At 62.5% G+C, this 17,156-nt stretch carries 14 protein-coding genes and 1 pseudogene; 13 read left to right on the forward strand and 2 right to left on the reverse strand.

From position 1 onward, the window contains the following. Window positions 1-3: 3 nt before the first annotated feature. The 3 genes from ccsB to msrQ all read left to right on the forward strand — a co-directional run bounded on the left by ccsB (window position 4) and on the right by msrQ (window position 2,868). Window positions 4-1,155 carry a c-type cytochrome biogenesis protein CcsB gene (gene ccsB / locus ACQ4WS_RS17080; RefSeq protein WP_282408221.1) on the forward strand — a complete coding sequence of 384 codons (1,152 nt, stop codon included), beginning with the start codon at window positions 4-6 and terminating at the stop codon, window positions 1,153-1,155. Window positions 1,156-1,227: 72 nt separating this feature from the next. Next, window positions 1,228-2,205 carry a protein-methionine-sulfoxide reductase catalytic subunit MsrP gene (gene msrP / locus ACQ4WS_RS17085; RefSeq protein ID WP_071079758.1) on the forward strand — a complete coding sequence of 326 codons (978 nt, stop codon included), beginning with the start codon at window positions 1,228-1,230 and terminating at the stop codon, window positions 2,203-2,205. Between the two features lie 9 nt (window positions 2,206-2,214). After that, the gene (msrQ, locus tag ACQ4WS_RS17090; protein ID WP_436478152.1) at window positions 2,215-2,868 is read left to right on the forward strand and encodes a protein-methionine-sulfoxide reductase heme-binding subunit MsrQ; all 654 of its coding nucleotides are present in this window, start codon (window positions 2,215-2,217) and stop codon (window positions 2,866-2,868) included. Here msrQ and lptM read toward each other — a convergent pair. Then, window positions 2,865-3,047, reverse strand: a complete 183-nt coding sequence (lptM, locus tag ACQ4WS_RS17095; protein WP_092718293.1) for an LPS translocon maturation chaperone LptM — start codon at window positions 3,045-3,047, stop codon at window positions 2,865-2,867. The two genes, msrQ and lptM, sit on opposite strands and share 4 nt — an antisense overlap. Window positions 3,048-3,087: 40 nt before the next feature. Between lptM and cyaY the strand changes: the two genes are divergently transcribed. Then, on the forward strand, window positions 3,088-3,417 hold the full coding sequence (cyaY, locus tag ACQ4WS_RS17100; protein WP_176387691.1) for an iron donor protein CyaY: 330 nt from the start codon (window positions 3,088-3,090) through the stop codon (window positions 3,415-3,417). A 61-nt stretch (window positions 3,418-3,478) separates the two neighbouring features. Here cyaY and ACQ4WS_RS17105 read toward each other — a convergent pair whose 3' ends face one another. After that, entirely contained in the window at window positions 3,479-5,824 is a 2,346-nt protein-coding gene (locus tag ACQ4WS_RS17105) for a penicillin-binding protein 1A (protein ID WP_436478155.1), read from the reverse strand. Between the two features lie 300 nt (window positions 5,825-6,124). Between ACQ4WS_RS17105 and pilM the strand changes: the two genes are divergently transcribed. The 9 genes and pseudogenes from pilM to nrfD all read left to right on the forward strand — a co-directional run bounded on the left by pilM (window position 6,125) and on the right by nrfD (window position 17,156). After that, the gene (gene pilM / locus ACQ4WS_RS17110; RefSeq protein ID WP_436478157.1) at window positions 6,125-6,757 is read left to right on the forward strand and encodes a pilus assembly protein PilM; all 633 of its coding nucleotides are present in this window, start codon (window positions 6,125-6,127) and stop codon (window positions 6,755-6,757) included. Beyond that, complete coding sequence (locus tag ACQ4WS_RS17115) at window positions 6,754-7,314, forward strand: PilN domain-containing protein (protein ID WP_436478159.1); 561 nt, start codon at window positions 6,754-6,756, stop codon at window positions 7,312-7,314. The genes pilM and ACQ4WS_RS17115 overlap by 4 nt, the downstream gene beginning before the upstream one ends. A 15-nt stretch (window positions 7,315-7,329) precedes the next feature. Further along, window positions 7,330-8,367 carry a pilus assembly protein PilP gene (locus ACQ4WS_RS17120; RefSeq protein ID WP_436478161.1) on the forward strand — a complete coding sequence of 346 codons (1,038 nt, stop codon included), beginning with the start codon at window positions 7,330-7,332 and terminating at the stop codon, window positions 8,365-8,367. Window positions 8,368-8,459: 92 nt separating this feature from the next. After that, a pseudogene (locus ACQ4WS_RS17125) lies at window positions 8,460-9,785 on the forward strand (type IV pilus secretin PilQ); the annotation flags it as partial. Between the two features lie 112 nt (window positions 9,786-9,897). Next, window positions 9,898-12,108 carry an Ig-like domain-containing protein gene (locus tag ACQ4WS_RS17130; protein ID WP_436478163.1) on the forward strand — a complete coding sequence of 737 codons (2,211 nt, stop codon included), beginning with the start codon at window positions 9,898-9,900 and terminating at the stop codon, window positions 12,106-12,108. Window positions 12,109-12,216: 108 nt separating this feature from the next. Next, window positions 12,217-13,836, forward strand: coding sequence for a bifunctional shikimate kinase/3-dehydroquinate synthase AroKB (aroKB, locus tag ACQ4WS_RS17135; RefSeq protein WP_436478217.1), 1,620 nt, complete (start codon window positions 12,217-12,219; stop codon window positions 13,834-13,836). Between the two features lies 1 nt (window position 13,837). After that, window positions 13,838-14,974 (forward strand): deoxyguanosinetriphosphate triphosphohydrolase, encoded by a 1,137-nt coding sequence (locus ACQ4WS_RS17140; RefSeq protein WP_436478165.1) that lies wholly within the window; start codon window positions 13,838-13,840, stop codon window positions 14,972-14,974. Window positions 14,975-15,329: 355 nt separating this feature from the next. Further along, the gene (gene dsrO, locus ACQ4WS_RS17145; protein WP_071079747.1) at window positions 15,330-16,040 is read left to right on the forward strand and encodes a sulfate reduction electron transfer complex DsrMKJOP subunit DsrO; all 711 of its coding nucleotides are present in this window, start codon (window positions 15,330-15,332) and stop codon (window positions 16,038-16,040) included. Between the two features lie 3 nt (window positions 16,041-16,043). Further along, window positions 16,044-17,156: an NrfD/PsrC family molybdoenzyme membrane anchor subunit gene (gene nrfD, locus ACQ4WS_RS17150; RefSeq protein ID WP_436478167.1), complete on the forward strand. Its 1,113-nt coding sequence runs from the start codon at window positions 16,044-16,046 to the stop codon at window positions 17,154-17,156.

Here is a 17,156-nt window from a genome sequence, read left to right on the forward strand (position 1 = left end):
ATGATGGAATTGGCAAACAAGCAAATATATACGCAGGAACCAGGATTTTTCAAGCGCCTGAGCCTGATCGATTGGCTGTACGGCGCCGGCTTGCTGGCCGCCTCCCTGTTCGGCCTGATGCGCTTTGGCGCCTTCATGGATATCTATGAAAAGGTTATCTTGCTGGCAGCCGCGCCCACGTTTGCGTGGCTGGGCTGGTACTGGAAGCCCGTGCGCTGGCTGATTCCCGTGGCAGCCGTGCTGTCGCTGTTCGCCATCGAGCTGTACGCCGGCCACCTGGAGATGGCAAACCAGAAATTCTTCCTGAAATACATCTTGTCGAGCCAGTCCGCCATCCTGTGGATGGGCACCCTGTTCGTGCTGTCGACCCTGTTTTACTGGATCGGCCTGGTGGCGCGTTCGGAGTTCGGCTCGTCCGTCGGCTCCCTGCTGTGCTGGGCTGGCGTGGTGCTGGGCCTGACGGGCATGCTGGTGCGCTGGTACGAGTCTTACCTGATCGGCGCCGACGTGGGCCACATCCCCGTGTCGAACCTGTATGAAGTGTTCATCCTGTTTTCCTTGATCACGGCCATGTTCTACCTGTATTACGAGCAGCATTACGCGACGCGCCAGCTGGGCGCCTTCGTCATGCTGGTCATTTCGGCGGCCGTCGTATTCCTGATGTGGTACACGGTCACGCGCGACGCTGCCGAAATCCAGCCGCTGGTGCCGGCCCTGCAAAGCTGGTGGATGAAGATTCACGTGCCGGCCAACTTCATCGGCTATGGCACCTTTGCCCTGTCGGCCATGGTGGCGGCGGCGTATCTGCTCAAATCGAGCGGCTATCTGGTCGACCGCCTGCCGTCGCTGGAAGTGCTCGACGACGTGATGTACAAGGCTATTTCTGTCGGCTTCGCTTTCTTCACGGTAGCGACCATCCTGGGCGCCCTGTGGGCGGCCGAAGCGTGGGGCGGCTACTGGTCGTGGGACCCGAAAGAAACCTGGGCGCTGATCGTCTGGCTCAACTATGCAGCCTGGTTGCACATGCGCCTGATGACGGGCTTGCGCGGCCGCGTCGCCTCGTGGTGGGCGCTGGTGGGCTTGCTGGTGACGACCTTCGCGTTTTTGGGCGTCAACATGTTCCTCTCTGGCCTCCATTCTTACGGCAAACTTTAATGACAGAAGCGTCATGAACGGCTCGGGAAAACTGGTGTAAGGTACAAATAATCACCTTTTCCCGGAGCCGCCATGTTGATCAAGCGCAGTCCCAACGGCATTGAGTTGCCGTATTCTTCCGAAATCACGCCGCGCGCCGTATTTGAATCGCGCCGCAGCTTCATCAAGCAAGTGGCACTGGGCTCGGTGTCCAGCGCGGCCTTGCTGGAAATGGCCAGCCGCGAGGCCTTCGCGCAAGGCACGAATCCCAAGCTGGCCGCCAAACTCAACCCCGCCTATTCGGCGCTGGAAAAGCAGACGGCCTATAAAGACGCCACCAGCTACAACAATTTCTATGAATTCGGCACGGACAAGAGCGATCCGGCGCAAAATGCGGGCACCCTGCGCACGCGGCCGTGGACAGTCAGCATCGAAGGCGAAGTGAAAAAGCCGATGACGCTGGACCTCGACGCCTTGCTGAAGCTGGCGCCGCTGGAAGAGCGCGTGTACCGGCTGCGCTGCGTGGAAGGCTGGTCGATGGTGATCCCTTGGGTTGGTTATTCCTTCTCGGAAATCATCAAGAAGGTCGAGCCGACGGGTAATGCCAAGTACGTGGAATTCATCACCCTGGCCGACAAGAAGCAAATGCCGGGAGTCGGCAGCCGCGTGCTGCAGTGGCCGTATACGGAAGGCTTGCGCATCGATGAAGCGAACCATCCGCTGGCGCTGCTGACCTTGGGCATGTATGGCGAAACCTTGCCGAACCAGAATGGCGCGCCCGTGCGCATGGTCTTGCCGTGGAAATATGGTTTCAAGTCCGCCAAGTCCATCGTCAAGATCCGTTTCGTCAAGGAACAGCCGCGCACCTCCTGGAACTTGTCGGCGCCGTCCGAATACGGTTTTTACTCGAATGTGAACCCGAATGTCGATCATCCGCGCTGGTCGCAAGCTTCCGAGCGGCGCATCGGCGAAGACGGTTTTCTCACGCGCAAGCGCAAGACCCTGATGTTCAACGGCTACAACGATGTCGCTTCCTTGTACGCGGGCATGGATCTGAAGAAGTTCTTTTAAGGAAAGACCATGGCCCTCAACCCCACGCCGAGACAATTGTCGCTATTCAAAAGTCTGGTTTTTCTGCTGGCGCTGCTGCCGTTTGCACGCATGGTCTGGCTGACGTACACGGGGCAACTGGTGGAGCCGCTGGAATTCATCACGCGTGGCACGGGCGACTGGACCCTGTATTTCCTGTGCATCAGCCTGACGGTCACGCCCTTGCGGCGCTTCACGCAATGGAATTGGCTGATCAAGCTGCGGCGCATGCTGGGCCTGTTTGCGTTTTTCTACGCGGCGCTGCATTTCACCACTTTTTTATGGTTCGATCACTTTTTTGATGTGCAGGAAATGTGGAAGGATGTGCTCAAGCGTCCGTTCATCACGGTGGGCTTTATCGCTTTCGTGCTGCTCATTCCGCTGGCCGTGACGAGCACGAACGGCATGGTGAAACGCCTGGGCGGCAAGCGCTGGCAGTGGTTGCACCGGCTGATTTACATCATCGCGCCGCTGGGCATCTTGCATTTCTGGTGGATGAAGGCGGGCAAGAATAATTTCGCGGAACCGATCCTGTTCGGCAGTATCGTCGCGCTACTGCTGTTAATGCGCGTGTATTTCGCCTGGAGCAAGCGAGTCAAGAGCGCCAGGGCGGCCAAGGTTGCCACCCCGGCACGTTCCGTTTAGGTGGCTGGCACGATGACCGGTGGCGGCGGCACGGGTGCCGGTTCGACCGGGCCTTTGGCTGGCGCGCCTTTGGCCGCGGGCGGCTTGGGCAGGTACAGGGGGCCGGGCTGGCCGCAGCCGGCCAGGATGCTAGAAACCACAATGGCGGTGCCGATATAAAACGCTGAGGATGACTTCACGATTAGAATCACGGTTTGATTAAGATCTTTGGAGTGTAGCATGAGCGAATCGGAATTCCTGGCCCTGGCCGAAGCCACCCTGACCCAGATCGAGGCGGCGCTGGACCGGCTGAACGATGAAGACGTGCTCGACGTCGAATGCAGCCGCAGCGGCAATGTGCTGGAAATCGAGTTCATCGACAACGGCACGAAAATCATCGTCAACAGCCAGGCCCCCATGCGCGAAATGTGGGTGGCGGCCCGTTCCGGCGGCTTCCACTACAAACGCGTGGGCGACGAGTGGATCAACACGCGCGACGGTTCCGAGTTGTTTGCGGCCCTGTCGGCCATGGCCAGCGAGCAGGCGGGCGCGACGGTGGTGTTGAAGTAATCGTTTCGTTGTGCCAATAAAAAAGGGCAGCCTCAGGCTGCCCTTTTTGCGTCAAACGATCTTAAAACAGTTCGTTCTTGACGGCTTCCTTGGCTTTTTCTTCCTCCGGCGTGCCGCGCGCCGCGCCTTCCAGGCTACCCACGCCCGTGCCCGGTGGATTTTCCGCATAGTAATACTCGTCGCCCACGCGGATCAGGCCTTCCGGCACGGCGCGTTCCTCGACGGGGATGCTTTTCAGGGCTTTCGCCATGTAGCTGATCCAGATCGGCAAGGCCAGGCCACCGCCCGTTTCCCGGTTGCCCAGGTTGCGTGGCTGGTCGTAGCCGATCCAGGCGATGCCCACCAGCTTGGCCTGGTAGCCGGCGAACCAGGCGTCGATGGAATCGTTGGTCGTGCCCGTCTTGCCGGCCAGGTCAGGACGTTTCAAGGCCATGGCTTTATTCGCCGTGCCGAAGCGTACGACGTCGTTGAGCATGCTGTTCATCATGAAGGCATTGCGCTCATCGATGACTCTGTTGGCTTCCTCGCCCGCCAGGTCCGGCTTGGCTTGCGACAGGATATTGCCATCGCTATCGGTTACCTTGGCGATCAGGTAAGGGTTGATCTTGTAGCCGCCGTTGGCGAAGACGGCATACGCGCCCGCCATCTGCAGCGGCGTCACGTTGCCGGCGCCCAGGGCCAGGGTCAGGTACGGTGGATTCTTGTCCGCGTCAAAGCCGAAGCGCGTCGCATATTCCTGGCCATACTTGGCGCCGATCTTGTGCAGGATGCGGATGGAAATCATGTTTTTCGATTTCATCAAGCCCTTGCGCATGGTCATCGGCCCATCGTATTTGCTGTCGTAGTTCTTCGGTTCCCACGCCTGGCCGCCCGTTTGGCCCGCGTCGAACGAGATGGGCGCATCGTTGATGATGGTGGCCGGCGACAGGCCCCGTTCCAGCGAAGCGGAATAGATGAAGGGCTTGAAGGCCGAACCGGGCTGGCGCCACGCTTGCGTGACGTGGTTGAACTTGTTGCGGTTGTAATCAAAGCCGCCCACCATGGCGCGGATGGCGCCGTCCGTGGTGCTGGCCGACACAAACGCCGATTGTACTTCCGGCATCTGCGTCAAGACCCAGGCGTTGCCTTCTTGCATGACGCGGATCACGGCGCCGCGCTTGATGCGGCGGTTTGGCGCCGCTTTTTCCGACAGCCAGGCCGCGCCAAAGGTCAGGCCGGGGCCGGTAATGGTGATTTCCTCGCCGGCCGACGTGACTGCCTGCAAGGACTTGGGTGACGCTTGCAGCACCATGGCGGCGATGATGTCGTCGCTGTCCGGATGGTCGGCCAGTTCCGTCTCGATGGCGTCATCCGCTTCGGCCTTGGTTTTCGGAATCTCGATGTAGGCTTCCGGGCCGCGGTAGCCGTGGCGTTTCTCGTAATCCATCACGCCCTTGCGCAAGGCAATGTAGGCGGCGTCCTGGTCGGCCTTGGTAATGGTGGTGTAGACGTTCAGGCCGCGCGTATACGTGTCTTCCTTGAATTGCTCGTAGACCAGCTGGCGCGCCATTTCCGACACGTATTCCGCGTGCACGCCGAAGGCGCTGCTGTCGGTTTTCACTTTCAGCTCTTCATTCTTGGCTTCCGTGTATTGCTCTGGCGTAATGTAGCCCAGCTGCGCCATGCGCTGCAGGATGTATTGCTGGCGCATGCGCGCGCGTTTCGGATTGACGACGGGGTTGTAGGCCGACGGCGCTTTCGGCAAGCCGGCCAGCATGGCCGCTTCGGCCACGGTCAGATCCTGGATGTTCTTGCCGAAATAGATTTGCGCGGCCGAGGCGAAACCGTAGGCGCGCTGTCCCAGATAAATCTGGTTCATATACACCTCGAGGATCTGGTCCTTGCTGAGGTTTTTCTCGATCTTCCAGGCCAGCAAGACTTCATACGCCTTGCGTTTCAAGGTCTGTTCGCTGGACAGGAAGAAATTGCGCGCCACCTGCTGCGTGATGGTCGAGGCGCCTTGCTTGGCGCCGCCCGTCAGGTTGTGCAGAGCCGCGCGCGTGATGCCCAGGTAATCGACGCCGCCATGTTCATAGAAACGGTCATCTTCGATGGCCAGCACGGCTTTCTTCATGACATCGGGAATATCCTTGATGTGCACCATGTTGCGGCGCTCTTCGCCGAATTCGCCGATCAGCACGCTGTCGGACGTGAACACGCGCAGCGGCATTTTTGGTTTGTAATCGGTCAAGGTATCGAGCGCCGGCAGGTTCGGATAGGCCATGGCCAGGCCGAAGACCACCAGCAAGACGCCGACGATGCCCAGACCCAGCAGGGATGCCAGGGCCATCAGCAGAAAACGTTTGGGTTTGCTGCCCTGGGTGGGCGGCTTCGAGCCAGCGGGGCCAGCGGATTTTGAAGATGTCATGCGTCGTATGTCTTTCGGTTAATTATGCCGGCCAATTATAAGCGAGCTTGCCGGGGTGGCAGCGCGCCGTGGCGCTTGCCGCGGGGACAGTCGAAACTTTCCGACACTCTATATAAGCGTGTATTGGCCCGCTGGCAACCAGGATTTGGTAACAATTATCTGCGCCAGATCACGGCCCGGCCAGATAGGCGCCGCGCGCCGCAGACTCCGGCGTGAAATCCATTTACAAGTCAGCGCTGCCGGGACTAGGCTTTCGGATGGCAGGATACCCTCCCACGCTGACGTTTCTCTATGAAAAACATGTCCATCAGCAATTTTCTTGGCACCGGCTTGCTGGGCGTCGACATCGCGGACGATGCCGTGCGCGTGGTTGAGTTGAGGCGTCGGCGGGGCAAACTGTCGTGCCGGCATTGCGGCGCCGCCGCGCTGGCGCCCGGCGTGATACTGGAGGGCAATGTCGAGGACATGGCAGGCCTGGCCGATGCCTTGCGCCAGGCCCGCCGCGACAGTGGCAGCGCCTGCACGCGGGTGGCGCTGGCCATGCCGGCCACGGCCCTGATCACGCATGCGATCCGCTTGCCCGCCGGATTGCCGGAAGAACAGCTGGAAATCCTCGTGGAACTGGAAGCGGCGCAATACATGCCGTTCGCGCTGGAAGACGCCAGCCTGGATTTTTTCATTCTCGGCCCCGCGCCGCCGCTGGCAGGCACGACCGGCAAGGAGAGCGATGTGCTGCTGGTGGCGGCGCGGCGCGCCAGCGTGCAGCGCCGCCTCGATGCGGCGATGGCGGCCGGTTTGACGCCGGTCGTCATGGATAGCGAGGCGCTGGCCTTGCAGGCGGCGCTGGCGCAGGAGGGCTGGCAAGCCTTGCCCGACGGTGGCGTGGCGTACCAGCTGGCCTGGGGCCTGGCCTTGCACCGATACGCCCGATGACTGTCAGGGCGCAAGTGCGGCGCATCAACCTGTTGCCGTATCGCCCTGCGGCACGGCGCAGGCGCATTCAGCTGCTGCTGTGGCAGCTGGCGGGCGGGGCGCTGCTGGGATTGCTGCTGGCCGTGGTAGCAGGCGCCTGGCTGCGGTACCAGCTCGACGCGCAGCTGCGCCGCCAGGAGGGCTGGCGCAGTGCCATGCAGCAAGTCGATGCCGTGCTTGTTGTTGGCAAGCGGGTGCGGGGCGAGACGGCGGCGCTGCTGCTGCGCCAGCAGGCCATTGCCAGTTTGCAAGAGCAACGCAATGCCTGGGTGCGCATGCTCGATGCGCTGGCCCGGGCGATGCCGGCCGGCGTAGCCTTGCACAGTGTGCGCCAGGAAACGGCGATGGTGCGCTTGCAGGGGCAGGCTGTCTCGCAGGAAAAGGTCGCGGCACTGCTGCTGGCGCTGGAGCAAGCGGCACCCTGGTCCCGCCCGGAATTGGTCGAAGTGCGCCTGGAAGTGCACGGCGCGGCCGATGGCGCTGTGGAATGGACGATAAGGCTGGCTTTGGCACCCTAATCCTGGAGGTCGATTATGCTGAGCTTGAAGACCGCGTCGCTGTGGCCGCTACCCGTGCGCCTTGCTTGCGCCACCCTGGCCGGTATGCTGGTGGCGGCGCTGCTGCACTTCGCATGGCTGGATGGACTGCAGGCGGCCGTGCAGGCGGCGCAAGGCGAGGAGGCCCGCTTGCGCGCCGTTTATCTGTCGGCGCAGGCCAGGGCGAAGCAGCTGCCGCAATGGCGCGCACAGCAGCGCCAGGCCGGCGCCGAGCTGGCCCTGCTGGAACAGCAACTGCCCGACCAGCAGGCGATGGCGCTGCTGTTGACGGACATTAATGCCGCCGGCCAGTCACGCGGCCTGCAATTTTCCCTGTTCAAGCCGGGTGTGGCCCAGCCGCAGGCGCCCTATGTCGCCTTGCCGATCGCCATACAGTTGCGTGGCGGCTACCACGCCATGGGCGCGCTGCTGGCGGATCTGGCGCGCCTGCCGCGCATCGTCACGGTGCATGGGCTGGCCTTGACCCTCGGCATGAATCGCTTGCTGACCCTCGATGCCGTGCTGCACGCGTATCGCTTGCCCGAAGCGGGGGAACTGGCAGCGCAAGCGGCTTTGGCGCCCAAGACGGCCACACCCGCAGCGGCGCCTGCATGGCACCCGCTTGCCACGGTTGCGCCGTATCCCTACGCGGCCGCCGCCTTGCCCGATCCCTTTACTGCAGTGCCGCCAGCGTCCGAGCCCGGTCAGCGGGGTGGCGTGGCGGGTCCCGACCCGCGGCGTGTGCGCGAACCGCTGGAAAGCGTGGCCTTGCCAGCCATCAGCATGGTCGGCAGCGTGCAACAGGACGGGCGCCTGAGCGCGCTGCTGCTGGCGGGCCAGCGCGTGTACCGGGTGGCGGTGGGCCAGTATCTGGGGCAAGACCACGGCGTGGTGACGGACATCAGTCAACAGGCGGTACAGTACCGTGAACTGCTGCGCGAGGCGGATGGCCCCTGGCGCGAGCGGCGCGGCAGCCTGGCCTTGCAGGTGGCGGGGGCTGGTGCGAAAGCCAGCCTGCCCGAGGCTGCGCCATGAGGCCGCGCCGCATGCTCCTGGCCGGCATGCTGTGTCTGCATGCCAGCAGTCTTGCCCAGGAGGCTGTGGTGCACGTGTCGGCCCCGCGCCTGTACGCGGGCGAGAAAATCTCCGTCGATTTCCAGAACGTGGGCGTGCGCGCGGCCCTGCACATCCTGGCCGATGCGTCGGGGCAAAACATCATCGCCAGCGACAGCGTGGCGGGCAACGTGACCCTGCGCCTGCGCGACTTGCCGTGGGACCAGGCGCTCGACGTGCTGCTGCAGGCCAAGGGCCTGGACATGCGGCGCAATGGCAACGTGCTGTGGATCGCGCCGCGCGAGGAAATGTTGGCGCGCGAAAAACTGGAGCTCGAAACGCGCGCGCAGATTGCCGAACTGGAACCTTTGCAGTCGGCCATCTTTCAGCTCAATTACCAGAAGGCCGAAGCGTTCCGCACCGTGTTCGGCCTGGACGCGGGGGAAGGGCGCAGCCGGCTGCTGTCGCGCCGTGGCAGCGTGCTGATCGAGCCGCGCACGAATCAGCTGTTCGTCACCGACGTGCCGGGGCGCCTGGAGCAGATCCGTCAGCTGATTGCCAAGACAGATATTGCAACGCGACAAGTGATGATCGAGGCGCGCATCGTCGAGGCAAACGACAGTTTCAGCCGCAATCTGGGCGCGCGTCTGGGTTTTACGGACCAGCGCCTGGCAGCGGGCCAGTTGCCCGGTTTTTCACTGGGCGGCAGCGCGCGCCGCGCGGCCATCGGCGGCAGCTACCAGGGCGTGGGCGAGGCGACGGGGCAAACGGTGGCCGGCAGCGGCGCCTTCGTGCCGAACACGCAATTCGTCAACTTGCCGGCCGCCAGCATCAACGGCTTGCCGCCGGCCAGCTTCGCCCTGAGCCTGTTTTCGGCGGCCGCCAACCGTTTTCTGAACCTGGAACTGTCCGCGCTGGAAGCGGACGGCAAGGGCAAGATCATTTCCAGCCCCCGCGTGGTAACGGCCGACAAGGTGCTGGCGCTGATCGAGCAGGGCATCGAGCTGCCCTACCAGGTGGCTACCAGCAGCGGCGCCACGTCGATCACCTTTCGCAAGGCCAACCTGCGCCTGGAAGTGACGCCGCAGATCACGCCGAATGGCAACGTGGTGCTGGAGGTGGACGTCAACAAGGACAGCGTGGGCCAGGAAACCCGTTCCGGCTTCGCCATCGATACCAAGCACGTGCGCACGCAAGTGATGGTGGAAGACGGCGGCACGGTGGTGCTGGGCGGCATTTATCAGCAATCCGAACGGGGCACGGACAGCAAGGTGCCGATTCTTGGCGACATCCCCGTGCTCGGTGTTTTTTTCCGCAGCACGGGCCGCAGTCAAGAAAAAACTGAACTGATGGTGTTTATTACGCCGAAAATAGTGGCAGATCGGCCAGCAACACGTTAATGTCACATCTTTATGTTTAAGTAACAATGCAAACGAAAGCGGACTGATGGCGACTATGCGGAATTTTTCTTTAGGCAATACTTCTTGGCGTTCGGTATCGAATTGGCTGATCTTGCTGGCGCTGACCGCCTTGCTGGCCGCGTGTGGCGGCGGTGGCGGCGATCCGACCATCGATGGTGGCAGCAGTGGCGGTACGACCGGTGGCGTGGCCGCGACGGTCACGGTGAGCCTGTTTGACGCGGCCGGTCAGCCCGGCAGTACGCTAAGCAGCACTGCGCCGCTGACGGCCAAGGCGCTCGTGAGCGATAAAAATGGCGTTCCCATCAGCAATACAGTGGTCACGTTTTCGGCCGACGCCGCGCTGGTAACGTTGTCATCGACCAACGGCACGGCGCTGACCGACGCCAAAGGCTATGCCAGCATCACCGTCTCGGCCTTGAATGCGACGGTCGCTGGTGCGGGCAAGCTGACGGCCACTGTCGCGGCCGGCACCGCCACGATAAGCGGCGAGGCGAGCTATGACATTAAGGCGGCGCAGGCAGCAGGCGCGAAGATGACGCTTTCCTTGCTGAGCGGCAATAGTACCAGCAATGCCTTGTCAAGCGCCACGCCGCTGACAGCCAAGGCACTTGTGACAGATTTAAACGGCAAGCCAATCACCAACGCCCTGGTCGCGTTCTCCACTGACAACACCCTGGCCGTCATGTCACCATCGGTAGGAACGGCACTGACCGATGCGACAGGCACGGCCAGCGTCACGCTGCGGCCATCCAGCCTGTCCGCCAGTGGCGCGGCCACTTTGCAGGCGACGACGACGGCCAATGGCGCCGTCGCCAGCAGCCAGATCAATTATGTGCTGGGAGCCACCGACCTGACAGCGAGCAACATGCGGTTTTCGCCCGCCAGCATCCCGGCCTATGGCACCACCAACGTCACGGTCGATGTCATGGCTGGCACCAGCCTGTACACGGGATCAGGCCAGACGGTCAATTTCAGTTCGACCTGCGTGCAGGCCGGCAAGGCTAGCGTGACCAGCGGCGTGCCGGTAGTCAACGGCAAGGCTACGGCTGTTTTCCGCGACCTGGGCTGCAATGACTACGATATGGTCAATGCCACAGTGATGGGCAGCGCTTCCATGTATCACGCGACGCTGCCGATCGGCCGCGTCGCGCCGGCATCGGTACAGTTTTCAGCTGTCAGTCCGGTGGGCAAATCGATCGTGATTCAAGGGCAGGGCGGCATAGCGCGCACGGAAATGGCCACACTGACTTTCCGCGTATTCGATACTTTCAACAAACCGTTGGTCGGCCAGGAAGTGACGTTTGCGCTGTTGAACGGCCCTGGCATGACGCTCAATAAAGTGAAAGACACCACGGACGCCAACGGTGACGTTATCACCACCGTCAATTCTGGCACCACCCCGACCACCTTCCGTGTCAAGGCCAGCCTGGCCTCTGGTATTTCCACCTTGTCCGATTCCATCCTGGTAACGACTGGTTTGCCTGTGCAAACGGCGTTTTCGCTCAGCTCCGTCAAGTCCAGCGTGGAGGGCTGGTCGTATGACAGCCCCGTAGGTACCCCTGCCACGACCGTCACTATCTTGCTGGCAGATCAAGCGGGCAACCCCGTTCCTGACGGCACACCAGTGGCGTTTCAGAGCAATTTGGGCGCCATCGGCTCGTCCAGCATGGGCGGCTGTACCACTATGAACGGCGGCTGCTCGGTCGACTTCCGCAGCCAGAACCCGCGCGTGGCGACCAATCCGCCGGTCACGCCCTGCAATGACGTCAGCCATGGCGGCACGCCCGACAGCCTGTGGCCAGGACTGGCAACCGTCTGCGCCAGCACTTCGGACGGCAGCAAGACGCTATTCGCGAAGATCGCCATCTTTTTAAGCGGTAGCCGTCCCGAAAATGTCACGCTGTTCGATCAGTCGGCCCAGGTAAGCCTGGATCGCAGCACCTATGATCTTGGGATTGTTTCGGCCTCGGCAGTGCGTAAATTCAGCCTGCGATTGAGCGATTTACATCAAAATCCCATGCCTTCGGGGACGACTGTCGCGATCACGAATATGATCAATGGAGTCGGATCCATCACCCCGGATAGCATCCAAAATATCTATCCGCATAACACGCTTGGCGTGGATGACCGTACCGGAGGCAACATTCAAGGTAACCAGGGAGGCCGGCATGCCGTTACAATTAACAGCCTGACGCCGACTAACTGTGTAGCCGATGTGGTCAATACGTTTAATGTCACAGTGACGACGCCGCTGGGCAACGCCACCAGTTACCCGTTTAGACTGACATTCTCCTGTCCTTGACCTGCGGGGGGGAGCGGGGGCCGTCGAGGGCGGCACCCGTTATTTTCTGATTGATTGATATAAAAAGTGTCCGAAATTTCCAACAGTAATATTTTCCTTGTCGGCCTCATGGGCGCAGGCAAAACCACCATCGGGCGCATCCTGGCCCGCAAGCTGGGCTTGCGCTTTGTCGATTCCGACCACGAAATCGAGGCACGCACGGGAGCGACCATTCCGTGGATCTTTGAAATCGAGGGCGAGGCCAGCTTTCGCCGGCGCGAGGCCGAGGTCATTCGCGACCTGAGCGCCCAGGAAGGCATCGTCATGGCCACCGGCGGCGGGGCCATCCTCAACGCCGACAGCCGCGCCTACCTGAAGGAGCGGGGCACGGTCGTGTACCTGCGCGCCAGCGTCAGCAACATCCTGGCGCGCACCAGCCACGACAAGAACCGCCCCCTGCTGCAGACGGCCGACCCGCGCCGCAAGCTGGAAGAATTGACGTCACAGCGCGAACCCCATTACATGGAAGTGGCCGACATTGTGATCGACACGGGCCGTCCTAACGTACAATCGATGGTTCAGACCATCCTGATGCAGCTGGCCAGCCTCGAATGCGAGGCTTCGCCCAACTGCGTCATTCATGCAGAGCCTTCGATGAACGAGCAATCCAAAATGTTGTTGAGCGTAGACCTCGACGAACGCAGTTATCCGATCGCCATCGGTCCGGGCCTGCTGGCCGACGCCGATGCGCTGCTGCGCCATATCAGCGGCCACAAGGTGGCCATCGTCACCAATACCACCGTCGCGCCCCTGTACCTGGGCCGCCTGCAGGCGGCGCTGGCCAGCGATGGCCGCGAAGTGATCTGCATCGTCCTGCCGGACGGCGAAGAATATAAAAACTGGGCCAGCCTGATGCAGATCTTCGACGCGCTGCTGGCCAACAAATGCGACCGCAAGACCACCCTGGTGGCGCTGGGCGGCGGCGTGATCGGCGATCTGACCGGCTATGCGGCAGCCAGCTATATGCGCGGCATCGGCTTCGTGCAAGTGCCTACCACCCTGCTGGCGCAGGTCGATTCTTCCGTCGGCGGCAAGACGGGCATCAACCACCCGCTGGGCAAGAACATGATCGGCGCCTTCTACCAGCCGCGCGCCGTGATCGCCGACACCTCGACCCTGGAAACCCTGCCGGCGCGCGAGCTGTCGGCGGGCCTGGCCGAAGTGATCAAGCATGGCGCCATCATCGATGCGGCGTTTTTCGACTGGATCGAGGCGAACATGGCCAAGCTGATGGCGCGCGACAAGGGCGCCCTCGCGTATGCGATCGCCCGTTCGTGCGAAATCAAGGCCGACGTGGTGCGCCAGGACGAGCGCGAAGGCGGCTTGCGCGCCATCCTGAACTTCGGCCACACCTTCGGCCACGCCATCGAGGCGGGCCTCGGCTACGGCCACTGGCTGCACGGCGAAGCCGTCGGCTGCGGCATGGTGATGGCGGCCGACCTGTCCTGCCGCATGGGCTATATCGACCAGGCGGCCGTGGAGCGCGTGCGCAAGCTCGTCGCCGCCGCCGGCCTGCCGATCAAGGCGCCGGACCTTGGTGTCGAGCGCTGGCTGGAACTGATGGAAGTGGACAAAAAGAACGAGGGCGGCGCCATCAAGTTCATCCTGTTGAAACCGTTGGGCAGCCCGAGCATCACGTCCGCGCCGCACGAACTGGTACTGGCCACCCTGGCCGCCGGAGTGCAATAACATGCTGCCAGAAGACTTCCTTGCTCCCTACGCAGCTCACTCGGCACAGGGACAGGGACGTCGCTTTGCCGAGGCGCCGCACGCCTCGCGCAGCCAGTTTCAGCGCGACCGCGACCGCATCATCCATTCTTCGGCCTTCCGCCGCCTCGAATACAAGACCCAGGTTTTCCTCAACCACGAGGGAGACCTGTTCCGCACGCGCCTGACGCACAGCCTGGAAGTGGCGCAGGTCGGGCGCTCCATCGCGCGCAACCTGCGCCTCAACGAAGATCTGGTGGAAGCCATCGCGCTCGCGCATGACCTGGGCCACACGCCGTTCGGCCACGTGGGCCAGGACGTGCTCAATGAGTGCATGCAGGAGCATGGCGGCTTCGAACATAACCTGCAAAGCCTGCGTGTGGTCGACACCCTGGAAGAGCACTACGGCGCTTTTGATGGCTTGAACCTGATGTTCGAGACGCGCGAAGGCATATTGAAACACTGCTCGCTGGCGCATGCGCGCGAACTGGGTCCCGTGGCCCAGCGCTTCATCGACCGCACGCAACCGACCCTGGAAGCGCAGCTGACCAATCTGGCCGATGAAATCGCCTACAACAGCCACGATATCGACGACGGCCTGCGTTCCGGCCTGATCACCATCGCCCAGCTGGAAGAGGTGGAATTCTTCGGCCGCCTGTGGCGCGAAGTGCAGCAGGCGTTTCCCGGCCTGTCGGGCCGGCGCGCCATCTACGAAACCCTGCGCCGCCTGATCACCGCCCTGGCTGACGATCTGATCGTCACGTCGACAGGCTTGATAGCTGACGCCGCGCCGCGCGACGTCAGCGAAGTGCGCGCCAGTCCCCCGTTGATCCGTTTTTCGGACGCCATGCGCCGTGATGCGACGGAGCTGAAACGCTTTTTAAGGGCGAACCTGTACCGCCACTACCAGGTCAACCGCATGCGCGTCAAAGCGAGCCGCATCGTGCGCGAACTGTACGACAGCTTCATGGCCGAACCGGCCCTGCTGCCGCCCGACTATCAGGTCAATGGCGATGATGTGACCAAGCAGGCGCGCAAGATCGCCGACTATATCGCCGGCATGACGGACCGCTACGCGATCCGCGAGCACCGCCGGCTGTATTCGCTCGACGAACTGTAACGGTCACTGCGTGGACTGACGCCCGCGCGACGCTTCGTGTCGGGGTACGCCGTGCCGGCTAACCCGACCTACCAATGCAAGCGCTCATGGGGAATCTGACGTAGGTCGGATTAGCGCAGCGTAATCCGACATGTCTGCGCGATACCACGACACTTCATGCCAACAATGTTTTCGGATTACGCGCTGGCGCGCCTCGGCGGCCCCGCTAATCCGACCTACTCCGCATTGTCGATCCTGTCAATTGGCATGATCATCTAAGTCTCCACCCGATCACCCCAATATCCGTACGGCAACTTCTTTTCTATCATGGCAGCAAGTCAACAAGGGCTTGCCGCCCATAGTCAAGGAGAGTGTCATGATTGAATCGCGCCGCAGTTTCTTGCGCGCCTTGCCAGCCGTCACCATCGGAGCGGCCATCGCGCCGCTGCCCGGCAAGGCTGCAACGAAGGGCGAGGGCGGCCAGCGCTGGGCGATGGTGGTCGATGTGCAGAAATGCATCGGCTGCCAGGCTTGCACGGTCTCCTGCATCATGGAAAACGCCGTGCCGGAAAACAGCTTCCGCACCGTCGTCTCGACCTATGAAGTCAAGGAAGAGAACCGCTGCGGCACCTACATGCTGCCGCGCCTGTGCAACCACTGCGCCAATCCCCCCTGCATTCCCGTCTGCCCTGTCGGCGCCACTTTCCAGCGCAAGGATGGCGTTGTCGTCGTCGACGGCGACCGCTGCGTGGGCTGCGCCTACTGCGTGCAAGCCTGCCCGTACGACGCGCGCTTCATCAACCACGAGACGGGCAAAGCCGATAAATGCACGTTCTGCGCACACCGGGTCGACGAAGGTTTGCTGCCGGCCTGCGTGGAAACCTGCGTGGGCGGCGCGCGCATCTTCGGCGACCTGAATGATCCGGAAAGCATGGTGCACCAGCTGCTCACCGAGAACAAGGTGAAGGTGCTGAAACCCGAGCAGGGCACCCAGCCCCACGTGTTCTATCTGGGATTGGACACGCGCTTCGCTGGCCACGTCGAGGGCGAAGCGACTCTTTGGCAACCGAGCAAACACGGGAAGTAAACCATGGACAGCCACATCACCGAAATTGTCAACGTCACGCGCGAAGCGGCATGGCTGCCGTGGGCGGTGCAGTATTTTTTCCTCATCGGCCTCAGTTACGGCAGCTTCATGCTGACCTTGCCGTACTTCGTCTTCGGCCGCAAGGCGTATGAGCGCCTGGGGCGCATCGCGCTGCTGGCGTCCCTCGTCTGCGGCATGACGGCGCCTGTGGCGCTGCTGGCCGACCTGCACGGGCCGGGGCGCTTCTACCACTTCTATATTTACTTCCAGCCGCAGTCGTGGATGTCGTGGGGCTCGTTCTTCATTCCCCTGTATCTGGGCTGTTTGATGCTGTACGCGTGGCTGGCGCTGCGCGTGGACTTCGCCACGCGGGGCCAGGCCCAGGACCGCTTGGCCTTCCTGTACCGCCTGGCCGGGCGCGGTGGCGCCGCCTCCCAGCGGGCCATCCGCTTTGCCGCCGCCTTCACCTTGCTCGCCGCCTTTGTCGTGGGCCTGTACACGGGCATGGAAGTGATGGTGGTGCGCGCCCGTCCCCTGTGGTTTACGCCTTTCCTGCCGGCGCAATTTGCCGCCACGGCCTTTGTCGGGGCGGTGGGCCTGGCGCTGCTGTTCAACCGCTTCCTGCCGGGCCGCGACCGTGCGCTGGAAATATCCTTGAACCGCGCGCTGGCCCTGTCGCTCGCGCTGGTGCTGGCACTGGGCGGCGGCTGGCTGTTCGTCAGTCTTTCCGGCGTGAGCGCCAGCCACAGCATGGCGTTTACCCAGGTGGCCGGCATGCTGCAATGGCAGTTCACGGCCGTCTGGGCCGTGCTGTCGTCCATCGTGCCGATGGCGCTGGCCATCTGGCGTCCCGCCACGAGTGGCCTGGTGAATGGCCTGATCGCGCTGCACAGCGCCTGGATGATGCGCTGGACGATTTTTATCGGCGGCCAGACGATACCGAAAACAGGCGCGGGCCTGTACGACTACCACCTGCCGATGGGGAATGATGGCTTGCTGGGGATTATCGGCACGGCCGGCCTGTGGATCGCGCTGCTGTTGCTGATGCTGGAATTTTTGCCATGGGCCGGACGCGTCGTCGCTGCACGCAGCCGTCCCGCCATGGCCACGCACTGA

This window comes from Janthinobacterium leeuwenhoeki (genome assembly GCF_051380795.1).
Classification (GTDB): domain Bacteria; phylum Pseudomonadota; class Gammaproteobacteria; order Burkholderiales; family Burkholderiaceae_D; genus Janthinobacterium.